Annotated in this window: 17 protein-coding genes; 5 read left to right on the forward strand and 12 right to left on the reverse strand. The window is 58.3% G+C overall.

Features of this window, described 5'->3' with window-relative positions; translation table 11 throughout:
• The first annotated feature begins 39 nt into the window (after positions 1-39).
• Both mlrA and M2433_RS11270 read left to right on the forward strand, forming a co-directional pair.
• A complete protein-coding gene (mlrA, locus tag M2433_RS11265; protein ID WP_429054677.1) occupies positions 40-780 on the forward strand; it encodes an HTH-type transcriptional regulator MlrA in 741 nt (246 codons plus the stop codon).
• 69 nt (positions 781-849) lie between these two features.
• Positions 850-963 (forward strand): protein YohO, encoded by a 114-nt coding sequence (locus tag M2433_RS11270; protein WP_008500895.1) that lies wholly within the window; start codon positions 850-852, stop codon positions 961-963.
• On the opposite strand, the gene M2433_RS11275 is transcribed toward M2433_RS11270, so the two are convergent.
• The 5 genes from M2433_RS11275 to bglX form a co-directional block, all read right to left on the reverse strand.
• The gene (locus M2433_RS11275; protein ID WP_429054326.1) at positions 938-1,675 is read right to left on the reverse strand and encodes an ABC transporter permease; all 738 of its coding nucleotides are present in this window, start codon (positions 1,673-1,675) and stop codon (positions 938-940) included. The two genes, M2433_RS11270 and M2433_RS11275, sit on opposite strands and share 26 nt — an antisense overlap.
• The gene (locus M2433_RS11280; RefSeq protein WP_429054324.1) at positions 1,659-2,609 is read right to left on the reverse strand and encodes an ABC transporter ATP-binding protein; all 951 of its coding nucleotides are present in this window, start codon (positions 2,607-2,609) and stop codon (positions 1,659-1,661) included. The genes M2433_RS11275 and M2433_RS11280 overlap by 17 nt, the downstream gene beginning before the upstream one ends.
• Positions 2,602-3,759 carry an ABC transporter permease gene (locus tag M2433_RS11285; RefSeq protein ID WP_429054323.1) on the reverse strand — a complete coding sequence of 386 codons (1,158 nt, stop codon included), beginning with the start codon at positions 3,757-3,759 and terminating at the stop codon, positions 2,602-2,604. The genes M2433_RS11280 and M2433_RS11285 overlap by 8 nt, the downstream gene beginning before the upstream one ends.
• 13 nt (positions 3,760-3,772) lie before the next feature.
• The gene (gene osmF, locus M2433_RS11290; protein WP_429054321.1) at positions 3,773-4,690 is read right to left on the reverse strand and encodes a glycine betaine ABC transporter substrate-binding protein OsmF; all 918 of its coding nucleotides are present in this window, start codon (positions 4,688-4,690) and stop codon (positions 3,773-3,775) included.
• A gap of 143 nt (positions 4,691-4,833) precedes the next feature.
• Positions 4,834-7,131, reverse strand: coding sequence for a beta-glucosidase BglX (gene bglX / locus M2433_RS11295; RefSeq protein WP_429054319.1), 2,298 nt, complete (start codon positions 7,129-7,131; stop codon positions 4,834-4,836).
• 189 nt (positions 7,132-7,320) lie between these two features.
• Between bglX and dld the strand changes: the two genes are divergently transcribed.
• Together dld and M2433_RS11305 are read left to right on the forward strand one after the other, a co-directional pair.
• Entirely contained in the window at positions 7,321-9,069 is a 1,749-nt protein-coding gene (gene dld / locus M2433_RS11300; protein ID WP_429054317.1) for a D-lactate dehydrogenase, read from the forward strand.
• 112 nt (positions 9,070-9,181) lie between these two features.
• Complete coding sequence (locus M2433_RS11305) at positions 9,182-9,736, forward strand: N-acetyltransferase family protein (RefSeq protein WP_429054315.1); 555 nt, start codon at positions 9,182-9,184, stop codon at positions 9,734-9,736.
• A 95-nt stretch (positions 9,737-9,831) separates the two neighbouring features.
• On the opposite strand, the gene pbpG is transcribed toward M2433_RS11305, so the two are convergent.
• Both pbpG and M2433_RS11315 read right to left on the reverse strand, forming a co-directional pair.
• Positions 9,832-10,755 carry a D-alanyl-D-alanine endopeptidase gene (gene pbpG / locus M2433_RS11310; RefSeq protein WP_023312453.1) on the reverse strand — a complete coding sequence of 308 codons (924 nt, stop codon included), beginning with the start codon at positions 10,753-10,755 and terminating at the stop codon, positions 9,832-9,834.
• Positions 10,756-10,922: 167 nt separating this feature from the next.
• Complete coding sequence (locus M2433_RS11315; protein WP_047346547.1) at positions 10,923-11,510, reverse strand: Yip1 family protein; 588 nt, start codon at positions 11,508-11,510, stop codon at positions 10,923-10,925.
• A 157-nt stretch (positions 11,511-11,667) separates the two neighbouring features.
• On the opposite strand from M2433_RS11315, the gene M2433_RS11320 reads away from it, so the two are divergent.
• Positions 11,668-12,240, forward strand: a complete 573-nt coding sequence (locus tag M2433_RS11320; RefSeq protein ID WP_429054313.1) for a DedA family protein — start codon at positions 11,668-11,670, stop codon at positions 12,238-12,240.
• 94 nt (positions 12,241-12,334) lie between these two features.
• Here M2433_RS11320 and M2433_RS11325 read toward each other — a convergent pair whose 3' ends face one another.
• The 5 genes from M2433_RS11325 to licT form a co-directional block, all read right to left on the reverse strand.
• A complete protein-coding gene (locus M2433_RS11325; protein ID WP_429054312.1) occupies positions 12,335-13,099 on the reverse strand; it encodes an SDR family oxidoreductase in 765 nt (254 codons plus the stop codon).
• Between the two features lie 50 nt (positions 13,100-13,149).
• Entirely contained in the window at positions 13,150-14,568 is a 1,419-nt protein-coding gene (mdtQ, locus tag M2433_RS11330) for a multidrug resistance outer membrane protein MdtQ (RefSeq protein ID WP_429054311.1), read from the reverse strand.
• Between the two features lie 325 nt (positions 14,569-14,893).
• Positions 14,894-16,288, reverse strand: coding sequence for a glycoside hydrolase family 1 protein (locus M2433_RS11335; protein ID WP_429054310.1), 1,395 nt, complete (start codon positions 16,286-16,288; stop codon positions 14,894-14,896).
• A gap of 12 nt (positions 16,289-16,300) precedes the next feature.
• On the reverse strand, positions 16,301-18,265 hold the full coding sequence (bglF, locus tag M2433_RS11340; protein ID WP_429054674.1) for a PTS beta-glucoside transporter subunit IIABC: 1,965 nt from the start codon (positions 18,263-18,265) through the stop codon (positions 16,301-16,303).
• A gap of 24 nt (positions 18,266-18,289) precedes the next feature.
• Entirely contained in the window at positions 18,290-19,123 is an 834-nt protein-coding gene (licT, locus tag M2433_RS11345) for a BglG family transcription antiterminator LicT (protein WP_429054308.1), read from the reverse strand.
• Between the last annotated feature and the right edge of the window lie 116 nt (positions 19,124-19,239).

Below are 19,239 nucleotides of genomic sequence, written 5' to 3' on the forward strand. Positions count from 1 at the left end.
CTACAGTTAAGCTGGGGACGCGTAAGCCAGGGGGCGAATATGGCGCTTTACACGATAGGTGAAGTGGCACTCCTTTGTGATATCAATCCCGTTACCCTACGGGCGTGGCAGCGACGGTATGGATTGCTTAAACCGCAGAGAACGGACGGTGGGCATCGCCTGTTTAACGATGCCGATATCGACCGGATCCGCGAGATCAAAAGCTGGATCGACAACGGGGTGCAGGTCGGTAAAGTCAAGTCCCTGCTCAGCCACGACGACCCTGACACGCAGCACCGCTGGCGCGAACAGCAGGAAACCCTGCTACGGCTCCTGCAGGCGGGCAACCTGCAGCGCCTGCGCGGGTGGATAAAAGAGCAGGGTCGCGAGTATCCGGCACAGACGCTGATCACCCATCTTTTCATTCCGCTCCGTCGACGCCTGCAGTGCCAGCAGTCCACCCTGCAGGCGCTGCTCAGCCTGCTCGACGGGGTGCTAATCAACTACATCGCCGTCTGCCTTGCCTCAGCGAAGAACAAGGCCGGAAAAGATGCGCTGGTGGTCGGCTGGAACGTGCACGATACCACCCGCCTGTGGCTGGAAGCGTGGATAGCGACCCAAAAAGGCTGGCGCGTGGATGTCCTTGCGCACTCCCTGGCGCAGCTCAGACCTGAGTTTTTCGACGGCCAGACCCTGCTGGTCTGGTGTGGGGAAGTGCCGTCCGCCTCGCAGCAGCAGCTACTGTCACAATGGCGCGAAAATGGTTATCCGGTTTATTCCCTTGGCCCGGATGAGCCATAACGGCATTTAATGGTTCATTAACACCAGCGCTTCACCGTATAATTGCTCCGTTAACAACAGGAGCACATGATGAAGGCAACCAAACTGGCCATTATTACCCTTTTTGTCCTGATGGCCGTGAGCGGTATCGGCGGCGTGATGCTGGCAGGATACTCGTTTATTGTTCGCGGCGGTGTCGGCTGAGGTACTTTGCCAGCCGCTCAAAAACGCGATCGACGACGATTGCCGCCAGCGCGACCAGCACCGCTCCCTGCACGATGTAAGCCGTATTAAACCCGCTCAGGCCGATAATAATCGGCGTTCCCAGCGTACTGGCGCCGACCGTAGACGCAATGGTCGCCGTCCCGATGTTAATAATGACCGACGTGCGGATCCCGGCAATGATAACCGGTGCCGCAAGCGGCAGTTCAACCTTGCGCAGCCGCTGGCCGCGACTCATCCCCATCCCTTCTGCCACGCTCAGCACTGACGCCGGTACCGCCGCGAGGCCCGCCAGCGTGCCCTGCAGCACCGGCAATACGCCGTACAGAATCAGCGCAATAATGGCGGGCTGCTGGCCAAAGCCCATCACCGGAACCGCTATCGCCAGCACCGCCACCGGCGGGAACGTCTGACCAATCGCCGCTATCGTCTCCACCAGCGGACGAAACTCCCGCCCCGCAGGCCGCGTGACCGCGATGCCAGCGCCTGTACCCAACACAACCGCAATGACGCTTGAAAGCGCTACCAGCCAGAGATGCGCCAGGGCGAGATTAACAAAACTCTCCTGCTGATACACCGGCCGCGGCAGCCCGGGAAAAAGGGCGTTAAACAGCGCCGCGCTGTGCGGCATCAGAACCAGTAAGGCAACAAAAAGCGCTACCAGCCAGAGAAGCGGATCACGCAGTGCCTTCACGCGTCACCTCCCCTGCCAGCAGATCGCGGAAGTGTAAGGTTCCGCACGGCGCCCCGCGGGCGTCCGAAACGGGCAATACCTCACACTGGCGCGCGACAAACGCGGAGAGGGCATCCCGCAGGCTCATCTGCGCCTGCAACGGTTCGCCGCTCGCCGGCACCTCTTCCCGACGCATATAGTCGCTGACCGTCCGCAGGGAGAGCAGCCTCACCCCCAGCTCGCTGCGGCCGAAAAACTCGCGCACAAAGTCGTTTTTCGGCCATGTTAATAGCTCAAGCGGCGAGCCCTGCTGCACCACCTCGCCGTGATCCATCAGCACCAGATGGTCGGCCAGGCGCAGTGCTTCATCAATATCGTGCGTCACGAGAACGATCGTGCGTCCGAGAATGCGGTGAATGCGGGTCATCTCCGCCTGAAGCGCCCCGCGCGTTACCGGGTCCAGCGCGCCGAAGGGTTCATCCATCAGCAGCACCTGCGGATTGGCCGCCAGCGCGCGCGCCACGCCTACGCGCTGCTGCTGGCCACCGGAAAGCTGGTGCGGATAGCGGTCACGCAGCGCGGGCTCGAGTCCCAGCAGAGACATCAGTTCATCCACCCGATCAGCGATTTTAGCCCGCGACCATTTTTCCAGCTGCAGCACGGTGGCGATGTTCTGCGCCACCGTCCAGTGCGGAAACAGGCCGATAGACTGAATGGCATACCCCATCCGGCGACGCAGCTCCAGCACCGGCAGGCTGCGGATCTCTTCTCCGGCAAAGCGGATCGCCCCGCTGTCGTGCTCAACCAGCCGGTTGATCATCTTCAGCGTGGTGGATTTTCCCGATCCGGAAGTGCCAATCAGCACGGAAAACGCGCCCTCGGCAAAGTTCAGGTTCAGATGACTCGCCGCCGGACGGCCGGCAAAGGTTTTACTGACATCATGAAATTCAATCATTGGCTCTTCTCCTGAGCAGCGCGAGCCATAAGGCAAACAGCGCGTCGACGACAACCGCCAGCGCAATCGTGGGAACCACGCCCAATAACACCAGATCCAGGGCGCTGCTCAGCAGACCCTGGAACACCAGCGCGCCAAAGCCGCCCGCGCCAATCAGCGCCGCAATCACCGCCATGCCGACGGTTTGTACCGCCACCACCCTTAGGCTACGCAGCAGCAGAGGCAGCGCCAGCGGCAGCTGAATCTTCCAGAAACACTGCCGCGCGCTCATGCCCATCGCATGGGCGCTTTCCAGCACATCCGGCGCGACCTGGCTTAAGCCCGCGACCACGCCGCGCACCAGCGGCAGCAGCGCGTACAGCACCAGCGCGATCAGGGCGGGCGTTAACCCCGTTCCGGCTATTCCCAGCGTTCCCAGCACCGGAAACGACTTCACCAGCCCGGCCAGGGGCGCAATCAGCAGGCCAAACAGCGCGACGGAGGGAATGGTCTGGATAACGTTGAGCACGGCAAAGACCCCGCCCTGACGTGAAGGATGGCGATAGCACCACATGCCCAGGGGGATCCCGAGCAGAAGCGCCGGAAAGAGCGTGCCGAAGAGGATCGTCAGATGCTGCGCCAGGGCATCATCAAACACCTCCTGACGGTTGGCGTACTCTTTTAACAGCGAGAGATTGTTAAGCTCACCGCTGAACAGCAGCAATAACGGAATACACCATATCTGTGCGTTGAGCACCCAGCGCCAGACGGCGCTGGAGATGAGTCGACGAATGGCATCGCTGCAGGCCAGCAGGCACAGCGCCAGCCACAGCCAGAGGCCGCTGCCCACCGTGGTTCTCGCCAGCGGGCTTTCCGCCGACGCCATATGCGTTGCCGCCTGCCCGGCCCCCCAGAACAGGATGATAAACAGCCCTTCGGCGAGGAGCAGCGTCAGCCAGTTCGCCGTGCGCCCTTGCCTGAGCGATAGCGCCACCCACGCGCCCAGCGCCGCCGCCAGCCACCACGGCGTAAACGCCCACACTTCCCAGAGATAGCGCCCTTCCCCTGACATCAGGCGGTTAGGAGCGACATTCACAAACGGCAGCGCGACTGCCGCGATGGCCACGCAGGCCAACAGCAGCAGTACGCGGTTATGACATTTTATTGGCACAGCCCTTTTCCCGTTACTTCACAAGCCCTTGTTGTTTCAGGAAGTCGGCGGCCACTTTTTTGGCATCCAGCCCCTCGACGGCAATGCTGGCATTCAGCTGTTGCAACGTTTTTTCATCCAGCTTTTCGAAGACCGGCTTAAGCCAGTCGGCAATCTCCGGATGCGCTTTCAGCACCGCCTCACGCACGACCGGGGTCGGAGCGTAAATCGGCTGAACGCCCTTCGGATCGGTCAGAGTCTGCAGACCAAGCGCCGCCACCGGACCGTCGGTACCGTAGGCCATGGCCGCGTTAACGCCAGAGGTTTGCTGCGCCGCAGCTTTGATGGTCACCGCGGTATCCCCGCCTGCCAGAGAGAGCAGTTGCGGCTGGTCGAGCTTGAAGCCGTAGGCTTTTTCAAACGCGGGCAGCGCGTCAGGACGCTCGATAAACTCTGCGGACGCCGCAAGCTTAAAGTCGCCCTTCTCTTTCAGATAGCGGCTGAGATCCGCAAGCGAGGTCAGCTTACCTTTCTCCGCCACGTCCTTGCGCACCGCGATAGTCCAGGTATTGTTGGCAGGGGCCGGGGTCAGCCAGACCAGTTTGTTCTGCTCCGCGTCCAGCTTTTTGACTTTCTCATACCCGGCTTTGGCATTTTTCCATGCCGGATCGTTTTCCTGTTTAAAGAAAAACGCACCGTTGCCGGTGTATTCCGGGTAGATATCCAGCTCGCCGGAGGTAATCGCGCCGCGCACGACGGGCGTAGTGCCGAGCTGGACTTTATTGACCGTTTTCACGCCGTGGCTCTCCAGCACCTGCAAAATAATATTGCCGAGCAGCGCGCCTTCGGTATCAATCTTTGACCCCACTTTTACCGGCTCCGCCGCCTGTAGCGGCAAACTCAGCGCCGCCAGCAGCACTGCAGATCCCAACATCCCCTTAGCAATCGTCATTCCACTATCCTCATTTTTTTGCTGCCTTTTTCAGAGGCTTGAGAGAAAAGCGTAGCTTAAAACGGCGGAATTAACCGTCAAAATGCCTTTTTAGCATAAGGTAAGACGCCTCCCCGTAGGCGGGGAGGCAAAGGAAGGAAAGGTTACAGCAGCTCGAACTCGCCTTTATTCACGCGGGCGGAATCCACGCCGATAAATACGTTAAACTTGCCCGGTTCCGCATCGTATTTCATCTGCTGGTTCCAGAACTTCAGCGCATCCACGTCAATCGGGAAGCTGATGGTTTTGGTTTCGCCAGGCTTCAGAGTGACTTTCTCAAAGCCGCGCAGCTGTTTCACCGGACGGCTCATTGAGGCCGTCACGTCCTGAACGTACATCTGGATAACCGTCGCCCCTTCGCGCTTGCCGGTGTTGGTCACCTCGACGCTGGCGGTAACCTTGCCGTCACGCTTCAGGGTCGGTGCAGACATTTTCACGTCGGAGACCTTGAAGGTGGTGTAGCTCAGGCCGTAACCAAACGGATACAGCGGGCCGTTGGCTTCGTCGAAGTAGCGCGAGGTGTACTTGTTCGGCTTGTCGGCGTTGTACGGACGACCGGTGTTCAGGTGGCTGTAGTAAACCGGAATCTGCCCGACGGAGCGCGGGAAGGACATCGGCAGCTTGCCAGACGGGTTGTAATCACCAAACAGCACGTCGGCGATGGCGTTACCGCCTTCGGTACCGGCGAACCAGGTTTCCAGAATGGCATCAGCCTGCTGATCTTCTTTCACCAGCGCCAGCGGACGACCGTTCATCAGCACCAGCACCAGCGGCTTGCCGGTGGCCTTCAGGGCGGCGATCAGATCGCGCTGGCTCTGCGGAATGGTGATATCGGTACGGCTGGAGGCTTCGTGCGCCATCCCCTGCGCTTCGCCCACGACCGCGACAACGACGTCAGACTGCTTCGCGGTATTCACCGCCTCGTCGATCATCTCCTTCGGCGTGCGCGGATCGACCTTCACCGCTTCCTCATACTGGTTGAGGAAGGTGACGATGTCTTTATCGTTGGTAACGTTCGCCCCTTTGGCGTACACCACCTTCGCGTTATCACCCACGGCACTCTTAATACCGGTCAGCACGGTCACGGACTGGTCGGCCACGCCTGCGGCAGACCAGCTGCCCATCACGTCGCGCTTGCTGTCGGCCAGCGGGCCCACCACGGCAATGGTGCCGGATTTTTTCAGCGGCAGCGTGTCGAGACGGTTTTTCAGCAGCACCAGGCTTTCGCGCGCCACGTCACGCGCTTCTTTGCGGTGCAGACGGCTCTCGGCGTTGGTGTCCGCCGGGTCAGAATCTTTCGGACCCAGGTGGCTGTAAGGATCGTTAAACAGCCCCATATCGTATTTCACGTTCAGCACGTGGCGCGCGGCATCGTCCAGCTCCGCCATCGTGACCTTGCCGCTCTTCACCAGCCCCGGCAGGTATTTGCTGTAGTACTCGTCGCTCATGCTCATGTTGATGCCGGACTTGAGCGCCACGCGCACCGCGTCTTCCGGATCGGACGCCGTGCCGTGTTTGATCAGCTCTTTAATCGCGCCGTGGTCAGAGACGGTAATGCCCTTAAAGCCCCACTGGTCGCGCAGCACGTCTTTCAGCAGCCAGGAATCGGACGTCGCTGGCGTGCCGTTCAGCGAGTTCAGCGCCACCATCACCGCGCCGCTGCCCGCATCCAGCCCAGCCTTATACGGCGGCATGTAGTCGTTAAACAGGCGCTGCGGGCTCATGTCGACGGTGTTGTACTCTTTCCCGCCCTCCACTGCGCCATAGGCGGCGAAGTGCTTGACGCTGGTCATTACCGAGTAGCGATCTGCCGGGCTTTTGCCCTGCATCGCTTCCACCATGGTTTTGCCCATCGTGGAGGTTAAATACGTATCTTCACCAAAACCTTCCGAACCACGGCCCCAGCGCGGATCGCGCGAGACGTCCACCATTGGCGCCCAGGTCATGTTCAGGCCATCGTCCGCGGCTTCATAAGCCGACACGCGCCCAACGGTTTTCACCGCGTCGAGGTTAAAGGAGGAGGCTAGGCCGAGGCTAATCGGGAAAACGGTACGCTGGCCGTGCACCACGTCATAGGCGAAGAACAGGGGAATTTTCAGGCGGCTGAGATCCATCACCTGATCCTGCATTTTGCGGATATCCTGGCGGGTGACGGTATTAAAGATGGCGCCCACCTGCCCGTCTTTGATCATCTCGCGGATAGCCTCTTTCGGGTTATCCGGGCCGACGCTGATAAGACGCAGCTGGCCGATCTTCTCGTCAACCGTCATTTTCTTGAGCAATTCCGTGACAAACGCGTCCCGCGCTTCAGGCGTGAGCGGGTGATTGCCAAACAAATCCTCTGCCAGCGCAGGTTGCAGCGCCAGGCTGACGGCGACACCTACAGAACATAGCCATTTCATGTCGTTTTACTCTCTCATCAATAACCGCCGGAAGATCTCGGCCAAACCGTGCGAAAAGCGCAGTGTGCCACAAACCCTCTGAACGTTGCAGGGTTATTCTCTGATTTTTCTCGTGAATACTCGACCGCTTAACAGTTAATCGCGCTATGCTTTACAGCGAGAAATTTGCCCCACCACAAGGAGTGGAAGATGTCTTCTGTTCGAACAAACGATAACACGACTTTTATTAACGAACTGTCGCGCCTGGTTGGCTCCTCTCACCTGCTTACCGACCCGGCCAAAACCGCCCGCTACCGTAAGGGTTTCCGCTCCGGCCAGGGCGAAGCGCTGGCGGTGGTTTTCCCCGGCACGCTGCTTGAACTGTGGCGCGTGCTGAGCGCCTGCGTCGCCGCCGACAAGATTATTTTAATGCAGGCAGCCAACACCGGCCTGACAGAAGGTTCAACGCCGAACGGCAACGATTACGATCGCGACATCGTCATTATCAGCACCCTGCGCCTCGACAAGCTGCACCTGCTGGATAAAGGCGAGCAGGTGCTCGCCTTCCCCGGCACGACGCTCTACTCCCTGGAAAAAGCGCTTAAGCCTCTGGGCCGTGAGCCGCACTCGGTGATCGGTTCCTCCTGCATTGGCGCCTCGGTGGTCGGTGGGATCTGCAATAACTCCGGCGGCTCGCTGGTGCAGCGCGGTCCCGCCTACACCGAGATGTCGCTGTTTGCCCGCATTGACGAAAACGGCAAGCTGACGCTGGTTAACCATCTGGGTATCGATCTGGGCGTGACGCCGGAGCAGATCCTCAGCAAGCTCGACGACGATCGCGTGAAGGACGAAGACGTTCAGCACGATGGCCGCCACGCGCACGATCATGATTACGTGACCCGCGTGCGGGATATCGACGCCGATACGCCGGCGCGCTATAACGCCGACCCGGATCGCCTGTTTGAATCCTCCGGCTGCGCGGGCAAGCTGGCCGTTTTTGCGGTGCGTCTCGATACCTTCCCGGCAGAGAAAAAGCAGCAGGTGTTTTACATCGGTACCAACCAGCCTGAGGTGCTGACGGAGATCCGCCGTCATATTCTGGGCGAATTCACCCACCTGCCGGTGGCCGGCGAGTACATGCACCGGGACATTTACGACATCGCCGAGCGCTACGGCAAAGATACTTTCCTGATGATCGACAAGCTCGGCACCGACAAAATGCCGTTCTTCTTCACCATGAAGGGCCGCACCGACGCGATGCTGGAGAAAGTGTCGCTGTTTAAACCCCACTTCACCGACCGCTTTATGCAGAAGCTGGGCAACGTTTTCCCGGCGCATTTACCGGAGAGGATGAAAACCTGGCGCGACAAGTACGAGCACCATCTGCTGCTAAAAATGGCCGGGGACGGGATTGCCGAGGCGCAGACCTGGCTGAGCGAATTCTTCAAAACCGCCGAAGGGGATTTCTTTGCCTGCACGCCTGAAGAAGGCAGCAAAGCGTTCCTGCACCGCTTTGCCGCCGCAGGCGCCGCCATCCGATATCAGGCGGTACATTCCGAAGAGGTGGAAGATATTCTGGCGCTGGATATCGCCCTGCGACGCAACGACACCGAGTGGTTTGAACACCTGCCGCCGGAAATCGACAGCAAGCTGGTGCACAAACTCTATTACGGCCACTTTATGTGTTACGTCTTCCATCAGGACTACATTGTCAAAAAAGGGGTCGACGCGCACGCGCTGAAGGAGCAGATGCTCGCCCTGCTGCACGAGCGTGGCGCACAATATCCTGCGGAACACAACGTCGGGCATCTTTATAAAGCCCCTGACGCACTTAAGCAGTTTTATCGCGAGAATGACCCTACAAACAGCATGAATCCCGGCATTGGCAAAACAACGCGGAACAAATACTGGAAAGAAAGGGCTGACACGGAGCAGCAGATTACGCAAGCGCCTGATTAATTCATACAGCCAAATTTGAGAGATTGTTTAGCGCTCCTTAATCATTATAGAGTAACTGCCTGTCGCCGGAGAAACCTTTCTCCGGCTTTCTATAACGAGGAGCGGGCACATCATGTCGGCTGTTGACATTTTATCCGAGACCGAACTGGAAGTGCGCGATGCCCTTCCCGATGATGTGCACGCCATCGCCGCCATTTATGCCTGGCATGTGCTACACGGACGCGCGTCATTTGAAGAAGTCCCCCCCACCGTCGATGAAATGCGTCATCGTATGAAAAGCGTGGCTGAGAACGGTTTACCGTGGCTTATCGCGCTGTATCGCGGCATCGTTGTGGGCTATTGCTACGCCACCCCTTACCGTCCGCGACACGCCTACCGCTATACCTTAGAAGAGTCGATTTACGTGGATGCCAGCATCACCGGGCGTGGTTTTGGCTCGGCGTTACTGTCCGCGCTGATTGAACGCTGCGAACAAGGCCCGTGGCGCCAGATGGTTGCCGTGGTGGGTGATGGCAATAATAATTCCGGCTCGTTGCGGCTGCATAAAAAACATGGCTTCGAGATTGTCGGACAGCTCCGCAGCGTGGGATATAAGAAAGGCGACTGGCGGGATACGGTGATTATGCAGCGCCCGCTGAACGACGGAGACTGGACGCTGCCGGAATAAAAGCAAAACGGTAACCTGGGTTACCGTTTTTTAGTGTTTTCTCCCTCTCCCTGTGGGAGAGGGTCGGGGTGAGGGCATCAGCGCGCAGAGGAGGCTCAGTCGTTCTGCGCCGTCGCCATCTGTTCCGCTTTCTGCTTTTTATACGTCAATGCTGCGGCCGGAACGGGCTGCACTTTCCCGGTCTCAATCCAGGTACGCAGACGGCTGGCATCGGCAAAGTGCGTGTATTTGCCAAAGGCATCCATTACCACCAGCGCCACCGGCTTACCGTTAAACACGGTGCGCATCACCAGACAGTGCCCTGCCGCGTTGGTAAAGCCCGTTTTCGTTAACTGAATATTCCAGTTATCCCGGTAAACCAGATGGTTAGTATTGCGGAACGGCAGCGTGTAGGCCGGGTTCGCAAAGGTCGCCATCTCTTCACGGGTGGTACTGAGCTGTCCAATCAGCGGGTACTGTTTGCTGGCTATCAGCAGTTTCGTCAGGTCGCGAGCCGTGGAGACGTTGTTGATCGACAACCCCGTCGGCTCAACGTAGTGCGTATTGGTCATCCCCAGCGCTTTGGCTTTCGCGTTCATCGCGCGGATGAAGGCGTCGTAGCCGCCCGGATAGTGGTGCGCCAGGCTCGCCGCAGCGCGGTTTTCAGACGACATCAGCGCCAGCAGCAGCATATTTTTACGGCTGATTTCGCTGTTCAGACGCACGCGGGAGTAGATCCCTTTCATCTCCGGCGTGTGGCTGATATCCACTTTCAGCTTTTCGTCCAGCGGCAGATGGGCATCAAGCACCACCATCGCGGTCATTAATTTGGTAATCGAGGCGATCGGGCGCACCAGGTCCGGGTGGCTGGCGTAAATCACCTTATTGGTGTTGAGATCGACAATCATCGCGCTGCCGGACGCAATTTGCGGCTGGGCAGCAGCGGCGGTCACCGCGGGCGTTTTAGCGACGGCCGGCACGGCAGCAGACGCACCCAGCAGCAGCGCCAGGCTAAGTAAAGAGACTCGGAATTTCAGCATGGTGAGACTTCTGATAATTATTCACGCACGTTATGACGTACACCGCCTGTGTCGACGGATAAACACAGGCTGGCTTCGGCATCATAGCGGTCACCGGGCGTTGTCGCCAGCGGATAATCGTGAACAGATGCTGCATTGCTGGCATTTACGCCAGCAATGCAGTGAGCCTAGAAGAGACGGTATCCGTAACCCCAAAGGATGACCGTCAGCGCCAGTAGCGCCTCCAGGACCAGCACGCCGATGGCGAGCGTTGAGCTGGAGAAGCTCAGGCCCTCTTCTTTATTGATATTGAGGAAGGTAGGAACCCCCAGATACAGCAGATAGCCGGTGTAAAAGAGGGCAATAGTACCGATCAGCGCGCACAGCCAGACCAGTGGATAGAGCGCAACAATACCGCTTAAGAACAGCGGGGTCGCGACATACCCGGCGAAGACCATACAGTGCGTAAGCGATGGACGCTGCGGATAGTTACGCGCCATCCAGTGTATAACGCGCCCCATGACCGCCACACCCGCCAGCATCAGGCCATAAAAAACGATAGCCAGATAAAGCCCGGTAAACCATGAAAGCTGAACCACGGTGCCATCACCGAAGTTCCAGCCGATTTGTGTTGTTCCAATAAAGGCGCATATTACCGGCACCGCCGCCATCAGCAGCACGTGGTGCGTGTAATGATGCGAGACCGTTTCGTTCTCACTTTTAATGACATGCATCTCACGATCGGGATGGGAGAAAAGTCCCCAGACATGGTTCATAGCGCCCCCTTGTTGTCGGCCCGTCATCGATACCTTAAGTATAATGCAGGCTTTAGATTATTTTCTGTACAGTGGGAAATTTCCGTTGATTTCCCCGCTGTTGATTCATGGGGTATATGATTAACGAGGAAACGCTGAGGGAGATAACGTTCACGTAATGGATATCAACAGTCTTATTGAACAATACGGATACGCCGCGCTGGTCATCGGCAGCGTGGCAGAAGGTGAAACCATCACGCTGCTGGGCGGCGTCGCCGCGCATCAGGGGTTGCTGAAATTCCCGCTGGTTGTTGCCGCGGTCGCGCTGGGGGGCATGATTGGCGATCAGCTGCTCTATTTTCTGGGGCTGCGCTTTGGTCCAACGCTGCTTAAGCGTTTTGCTAAACACAAAAAGAAAATCAATCGCGCGCAGCGTCTGATTCAGCGCCATCCTTACCTGTTCGTGATTGGTACCCGCTTTATGTACGGCTTCAGGGTTATCGGGCCAATACTGATAGGTGCCAGCCGTCTGTCGCCAAAAATTTTCCTGCCGCTCAATGTAGTTGGCGCGATTGCCTGGGCGCTGATCTTTACGACGCTCGGTTACGTCGGCGGCGAAGTGATTGCCCCATGGCTGCATAATCTCGACCAGCACCTGAAGCACTGGGCGTGGCTGATTCTGGTGGTCGTGGCGGTGATTGGGGTCAGGCTGTGGATGCGGCACAGAGAGAAGAAGAAGGATGTGGAGTGAGTGCGGTCTGATGCCCTCACCCCGGCCCTCTCCCACAGGGAGAGGGTGTTTTTAGTTCCCTCTCCCTGTGGGAGAGGGTTAGGGTGAGGGGAACCTACCCTTCCGGCTTAAACTGCGGGTTCGCCAGCATAAACCCCCCGTCGACAATAAACGATTGCCCCGTCGTGTAGCTGGCGTCGCTGTCGCACAGCCACGCCACCAGGCTGGCAATCTCTTTCGTGTGGCCCGGCCTTGCCAGCGGGATTTCCGGCATTGAACCTTCCTTCACTTCGCTGTCGTCCATATCATTCATCGGTGTGGCAATGGCGCCCGGTGCGACGGCGTTCACCAGAATATTGTGCTTAACCAGCTCCATCGCCATGGACTTGGTTAACCCGCCGAGGGCATGTTTTGCCGCCGTGTAGGCGCTGGCCTCCGGCAGCGGCGTGTGCTCATGCACCGAGGTGATATTCACGATCCGCCCTCCTTCCCCCTGCTTCACCATCTGCCGTGCGGCAATCTGCGAACAAAGAAACGCGCCGTCCACGTCGACGGTGAAAATGTTCCGCCAGTCGTCAAACGGCATATCAAGGAAGGGCGCTTTGGTCATCGCGCCCGCATTATTAACCAGCACGTCCAGCCGCCCGAGGCGCGCAATCAGCGTTTCAATGGCTTCGGCGCCTTTCGGCAGCGTGCTTAAATCAAGATGGATCGCCTCTGCGCGCTGCCCCTGCACTTCGACCTCCCGGCAGGTTTCCAGCGCCCCTTTTTCATCCGAGTGCCAGGTGACGCCGATATCAAAACCGCGTTCGGCCAGCATCAGGGCCGTGGTTTTACCAATCCCGGAATCCGATGCGGTCACAATCGCTACTCTGGTCATACTCACCTCCTGAAAAACTGCAAAGAGGTAAGTATAGATAATGGCCATTTTTAGCCATGATGATAGCCACCGCCAAGCGCGGACGTCAGCTGCAGCGTGGCGTCGACATACTGGCCTTTCAGCATCACGCCGGCGAGATGCTCTTTGAGGGCCGGTATTCTGGCTTCACTGACCCGGGAACCCGCAATGATACCCGCGCTAAAGCGCGCCTGCGCCAGCGCCACCACCCGTGCCGCATCTTTTTCAACCTGCTGCTGCTGGCGGTTCTTCGCCGTCAGCGTTTCGACCTCACTGGCCGTACGCGCCACCTGGTTGACAGCCTCCACTACCGCTTTGTTGTAGTTCGCTACCGAGAGATTGTTCTGCGCCTGGGCGATATCAAGGTTGGCGTTCAGCCGGCCGCTGTCGAAAATCGGCAGCGTCAGCCCGGCGGTCACGCCCATCTGCTGCGCTGACGCGCGGAAAAGATCGCTCAGGTGGAGCGCATCCTGCTGTAAGAAGGCCATCAGGTTCACGTCAGGATAAAAAGCCGCTCTGGCGGCCTCCACCTCGCTCATGGAGGCTTCGATGTACCAGTGCGCTTCCTGGAGATCCGGGCGGCGCGCCAGCAGTTCATATCCCAGCGTCGCCGGTAAAGCGGCGTCCACCGTCGGCAGCGCGTGCCGCGTAAGCGTCACGAAGGAGGAATTCGTCAGCGCCACAAGGCGCGCCTCTACGGCCTTCATCTTCCCGTTGACTTCCGCCAGCTGCGCTTCGGTTTTGCTGGCGTTGATATCGGTTTCGACCCCTTCCACGGAGGAGGTGATCCCGTGCTGATACAGCTCGCGGTCGGCGCCAATAATATTTTCCTGCTCGCGTTTAATCTGCGAGAGGACCTCCCCCGCAGCGGCCTGAGTTTGCCACTCCCAGTAGAGCCGCGCCACGCTGCTGGCCAGCAGCTGTCGGGTCTGCTCAAGCTCCGCTTTTTGCGCATTCACTCTGCCGATTCGGGCCTCGACCTGCGCACGGTTTTTCCCCCACAGGTCGAGATCCCAGCCTGCCGTCAGGCCAAAGGTGCCGTTGGTGTACCACGGCCCGGTGGTGCCTGCCGCCGGGTCGGTAATGGCAAAGGGCCCCATCAGCCCTTCGGCGGACATTTTCTGACGTTCGGCATCCGCTGAAAAATCAATCTGCGGACCGTCGGCAGCCATAGCGGCTTTCGCCTGCGCTTCGGCAAGCGTAATGCGCTGACGGGCAATCTGCATATCCGGCGCATCGTTCAGTGCTTTTGCAATAAGCCCGGTAAGCTGAGGATCGTTATATTCCTTCCACCACTCATTTTTCGGCCAGCCCTGATGATTGAGAACCGTATTTACCGACGCCGTGACCGGCTGGGTTTGAATAGCGGATACCGTGGCATGCTGCGGCGCACAGCCGAAGAGAATAAATGTCAGGGGAGCACTCAGCGATAAAATAAGAAAACGTTTCATTACGCCATTCACGCAAAAAATAAAGGCGCAAATTACGCCTGATGCCGCTCTTTTTTTTAGTAATGCGTGGCAATGCGCAATTAGTCATACATTTTCATATTCAGCAAATTATACGCCCTGCAAATAAATTAAATTAGAGAATTCATCTTGCTTATGAATTGACTGCTACACTTACAGTCGACATACATACGCAGGAGAAGCGAATGAAAATATTACTGTGGGTTATTTTAATTATATTTCTGATAGGACTGCTGGTGGTCACCGGCGTATTCAAGATGATTTTCTGATTCATTTGCCCGGCGCATCGCCGGGCAAATTGCCTGTATTAGGCTTTCAGCGAAGCGCCTTTCGTCGCAATGACCTCTTTATACCAGTAGAAGCTTTTCTTGCGGCTGCGCGCCAGCGTGCCTTTTCCGCTGTCGTCGCGATCGACGTAAATAAAGCCGTAGCGCTTAGAGAGTTCAGCTTTAGACGCGCTCACCAGGTCGATTGGCCCCCAGCTGGTATATCCCATCACCTCAACGCCGTCGTCAATGGCTTCCCGCACCTGTACCAGGTGATCGTTGAGATAGCTGATGCGGTAGTCGTCCTGCACCACGCCGTCAGCGTCCGGTTTATCCTTCGCACCCAGGCCATTTTCCACGATAAACAACGGCTTTTGATAGCGATCCCAGAGCACGTTTAACAGGGTACGCAGGCCTATCGGGTCAATCTGCCAGCCCCATTCGGAGCTGGCCAGATGCGGGTTGGGCACCATGCTCAGGATGTTGCCGCGCGCCTGCTGGTTGAGGGCTTCATCCGCGGTGACGCAGCCCGTCATGTAGTAGCTGAACGAGATAAAATCGACGGTCGATTTCAGCGCCTCGCGGTCGGCATCCGTTACCTCCAGCTGGATCCCGCTGTCGCGGAAGAAGCGCTGCATATACCCCGGGTAGGCGCCGCGGCACTGCACGTCGCCAAAGAATTGCCACGCGCGGTTTTCCTGCAGCGTCTCCAGAACATCTTCCGGCTTGCAGGTCAGCGGATACATCAGGCCACCCAGCAGCATGTTGCCGATTCTGGCATCCGGGATAATCTCGTGGCAGGCCTTCACCGCCAGCGCGCTGGCCACCAGCTGATGGTGGATTGCCTGGTACACCTCACCTTTGCTGCTGGTTTCCGGCAGGCCCACGCCGGTCATCGGCGCGTGCAGAGACATATTGATCTCGTTAAAGGTCAGCCAGAGCTTCACCTTCTCCCTGTAGCGCGCAAACACGGTGCGGGCGTAGCGTTCAAAGAATCCGATAGTCTGACGGCTGCCCCAGCCGCCGTACTGCTTCACCAGCCCCCACGGCATTTCGTAGTGGGACAGCGTCACCAGCGGCGTGATGTTGTGCGCGGCCAGCTCGTCAAACAGCCTGTCGTAAAATGCCAGCCCCGCCTCGTTCGGCTGCTGCTCGTCACCGTTCGGGAAAATACGCGTCCAGGCAATGGAGACGCGCAGGCAGCTAAAGCCCATCTCGGCGAACAGCTTGATGTCTTCCGGGTAGCGGTGATAGAAGTCGATGGCGATATCCTTGATGCCGCTGTCCCCTGGGACGCGTTCAACTACCGGGCCGAAGACCCCCTGCGGCTGAACGTCTGAGGTGGACAGCCCTTTACCCTCCTCCAGATACGCGCCTTCTACCTGATTTGCGGCTACCGCGCCGCCCCATAAAAAATCGTCCGGGAAAGTTTTCATCACGTTCTCCTGTTATTGATGGCTTACGCTGAGCAGCGGCGCACCGGCGCTGACGGACGTTGCCGCCACGGTCACCACGTCACGATACTCATCGCTGTTACTGATAATAATCGGGGTCGCCAGGTCGTATCCGGCATCGATAATCGCCTGTCGGTCAAACTCCAGCAGCAGGTCGCCGGGCTGTACCTTATCGCCCACCTTCACGTGGGCGGTAAACGGCCTGCCGTCGAGCTTCACGGTGTCGATACCCACGTGAATCAAAACTTCAATCCCGCTGTCGCTGAGCAGGCCGATGGCGTGTTTGGTCTGGAACAGCGAGGCTACCACGCCGGCAAACGGGGCAACCACTTTGTTATCGGAAGGAATAATGGCGGCACCGCTGCCCAGCAGGCCGCTGGCAAAGGTGGTATCCGGCACCTGGTCGAGCGCCAGCACGGTCCCGGTCATCGGGGATAAGACATCGTTTTCCCCTGCCGAAACCGCAGCCTCCGGCGCTGTGCGGCCCGGCATGCCGGCCGCCAGCGTCAGGCCGCAGCTCAGCACCAGCGCCACCGCGGTGCCGATAAGACCGCCCCACAGCGTGGCGTCTATCCCACCCGGCGGGATCATCTGGGCGATGGTAAAGATATTGGCGAAGCCGAAGGAGTAAACGTGGGTATCGCTGAAGCCAACAATCGCCCCGCCGATTGCCCCCGCCACGCAGCCAAAGATAAACGGACGGCGCAGCGGCAGGTTGACGCCATAGACCGCCGGTTCGGTGATGCCAAATATCCCGGCCGTGACCGATGAGCCTGCCAGCATCTTCTGGCGGGCGTCGCGGGTGCGAATAAAGATCCCGAGCGCCGCCCCCACCTGGCCAAACACCGCGGGCAGTAACATAGGCAGCATAGAGTCATGTCCCAGCACCGCGAGGTTGTTAATCATCAGCGGCACCAGCCCCCAGTGCAGGCCAAATATAACGCAGACCTGCCACAGCGCGCCCATCGCCGCCCCAGCCAGCCACGGCGCCAGAACGTAGATGCCCTGATAGCCGTTCGCCAGCATCTGGCTCAGCCAGGTCGCCAGCGGCCCGATAACCAGGAAAGTCAGCGGCACGGTCACGCCTAAGCAGATCAGCGGCGCGAAAAAGTTTTTCATTGAGGAAGGCAGCAGCCTGGTGCTCTGTTTTTCCAGCCAGCAGCTCACCCACGAGGCGAGAATAATCGGGATTACCGACGAGCTGTAGTTAAACCAGGTCACCGGAATGCCGAGAAATGCCTCGGCAACCGCACCCGGCTGCTGGCTGGCGTTAAACGCCGCAATCATCATCGGGTGGGTGAGCGCCCCACCGATCACCATGGTAATGAACGGGTTGCCGCCGAATTTTTTCCCGGCGGTATAGCCCAGCACCAGCGGGAAGAAGAAGAACAGCGCGTCGCTGGCGGCGAACCAGATTTTATAGGTTCCGCTTTCGGTGGTGAGCCAGCCGCACACCACGGCCAGCGCCAGCAGCCCTTTCAGGATACCGGAGGCGGCAAGAATGCCGATAAACGGGGTGAAGATCCCGGAGACGATGTCAATCAGGCGGCCCAGCAGGTTGCCTTTTTCGCCTTTCTCTTCCACGACGTGCGCGTCATCGGTGAGGCCCGCTTCCTGGCGCACCGCCTGCCAGACGTCGTGAACGTGGTTGCCAATCACCACCTGAAACTGGCCGCCGCTTTCAACCACCATGATCACGCCCGGGTTTTTCTTGAGCCCTTCCGCGTCCGCCCGTTGATTTTCTTTTAATTTGAAGCGAAGCCGGGTCGCGCAGTGTACAAGACTGACGATGTTCTCTTTTCCGCCAACGTGGCCGAGAATATCCTTCGCTAAAGCCTGGTATTCCATCTCGATTTCCTTACATCCGATGCCCGCAGGCACCTGTTGACTGAGTACAAAATAAAAAAACCCGAGAACGACCTCCTTACGAAGGCCGCGCTCGGGTTTTGCCTGCGTGATGCAGTAACAATCCCGCGGTGAGGCTTAACGCCCCTCTTTTCTCACCCGCTCAATATGAATGGCGAGGAACATAATTTCTTCGGTTGTCAGCTCGCGCTGATAGCTTTTATGCAGGTGCTGCGCGATTTTCTCGGCGCATTTCCACGCCTTCGCGTAGTTGTCCTTTACCGCCGTATGCAGCGAGACATCGTCATCCTCCACCACGGTACGGGTGAGCATCCGCTGGGCAAAAAACTTCAGGTGGGTGACAAAACGCTGATAGCTGAGCGACTCTTCGTCATATTCAAGCTGCAGCTGATACTTCACCAGCTGGAGGATCTCCTGCATCACCCGCGTCACGTGCATCACTTCCGGCATTTCGCTGTTCAGCTGCGCAGTCACCAGATGCAGGGCAATGAACCCTGCCTCATCCTCCTCCAGTTCGACGTTCAGGCGTCTGGCGATAATGGCCCGCGCCTCCTGCCCTAATTCGAACTCCTTCGGATACAGCCGCTTGATGTCCCACAACAGCACGTTTTTGATCGCCAGCCCTTTCTTCTGGCGTTCAATCGCAAAGTAGCAGTGGTCTGTTAGGGTGATGTACAGACTTTCCTGCAATTTCCCGAGCCGCTGCGCCGCCAGCTCAATGATGCGATCGCAGGTGGTCATCACCTCCAGCGGGATCTGGCTCAGCAGCTCCCCGAGACGCCGCACCAGCTCATCGCTTTGCAGCGCAAACACCTTTTCAATCAGTGCGGTATCCAGCGCTTCACCGACGCGCTTCTGAAAGGCCAGCCCACGGCCCATCACCACCTGTTCGCGCCCGCGCTTATCCTGAACAACCACCACATTGTTATTAAGAATTTTGGCGATTTTCATCGGAACCCCAGAAACAAAAAAACCTGACCTCCGGCAGATGCCAGAAAATCAGGTTTTGCCTGCCTAAGCAGTAACAATCCAGTTCTGGCACTCTATCAGTTTCATTCGTAGCCTCA

It is taken from the genome of Enterobacter sp. AC1, from assembly GCF_050434705.1.
Lineage (GTDB): Bacteria > Pseudomonadota > Gammaproteobacteria > Enterobacterales > Enterobacteriaceae > Enterobacter > Enterobacter cloacae_L.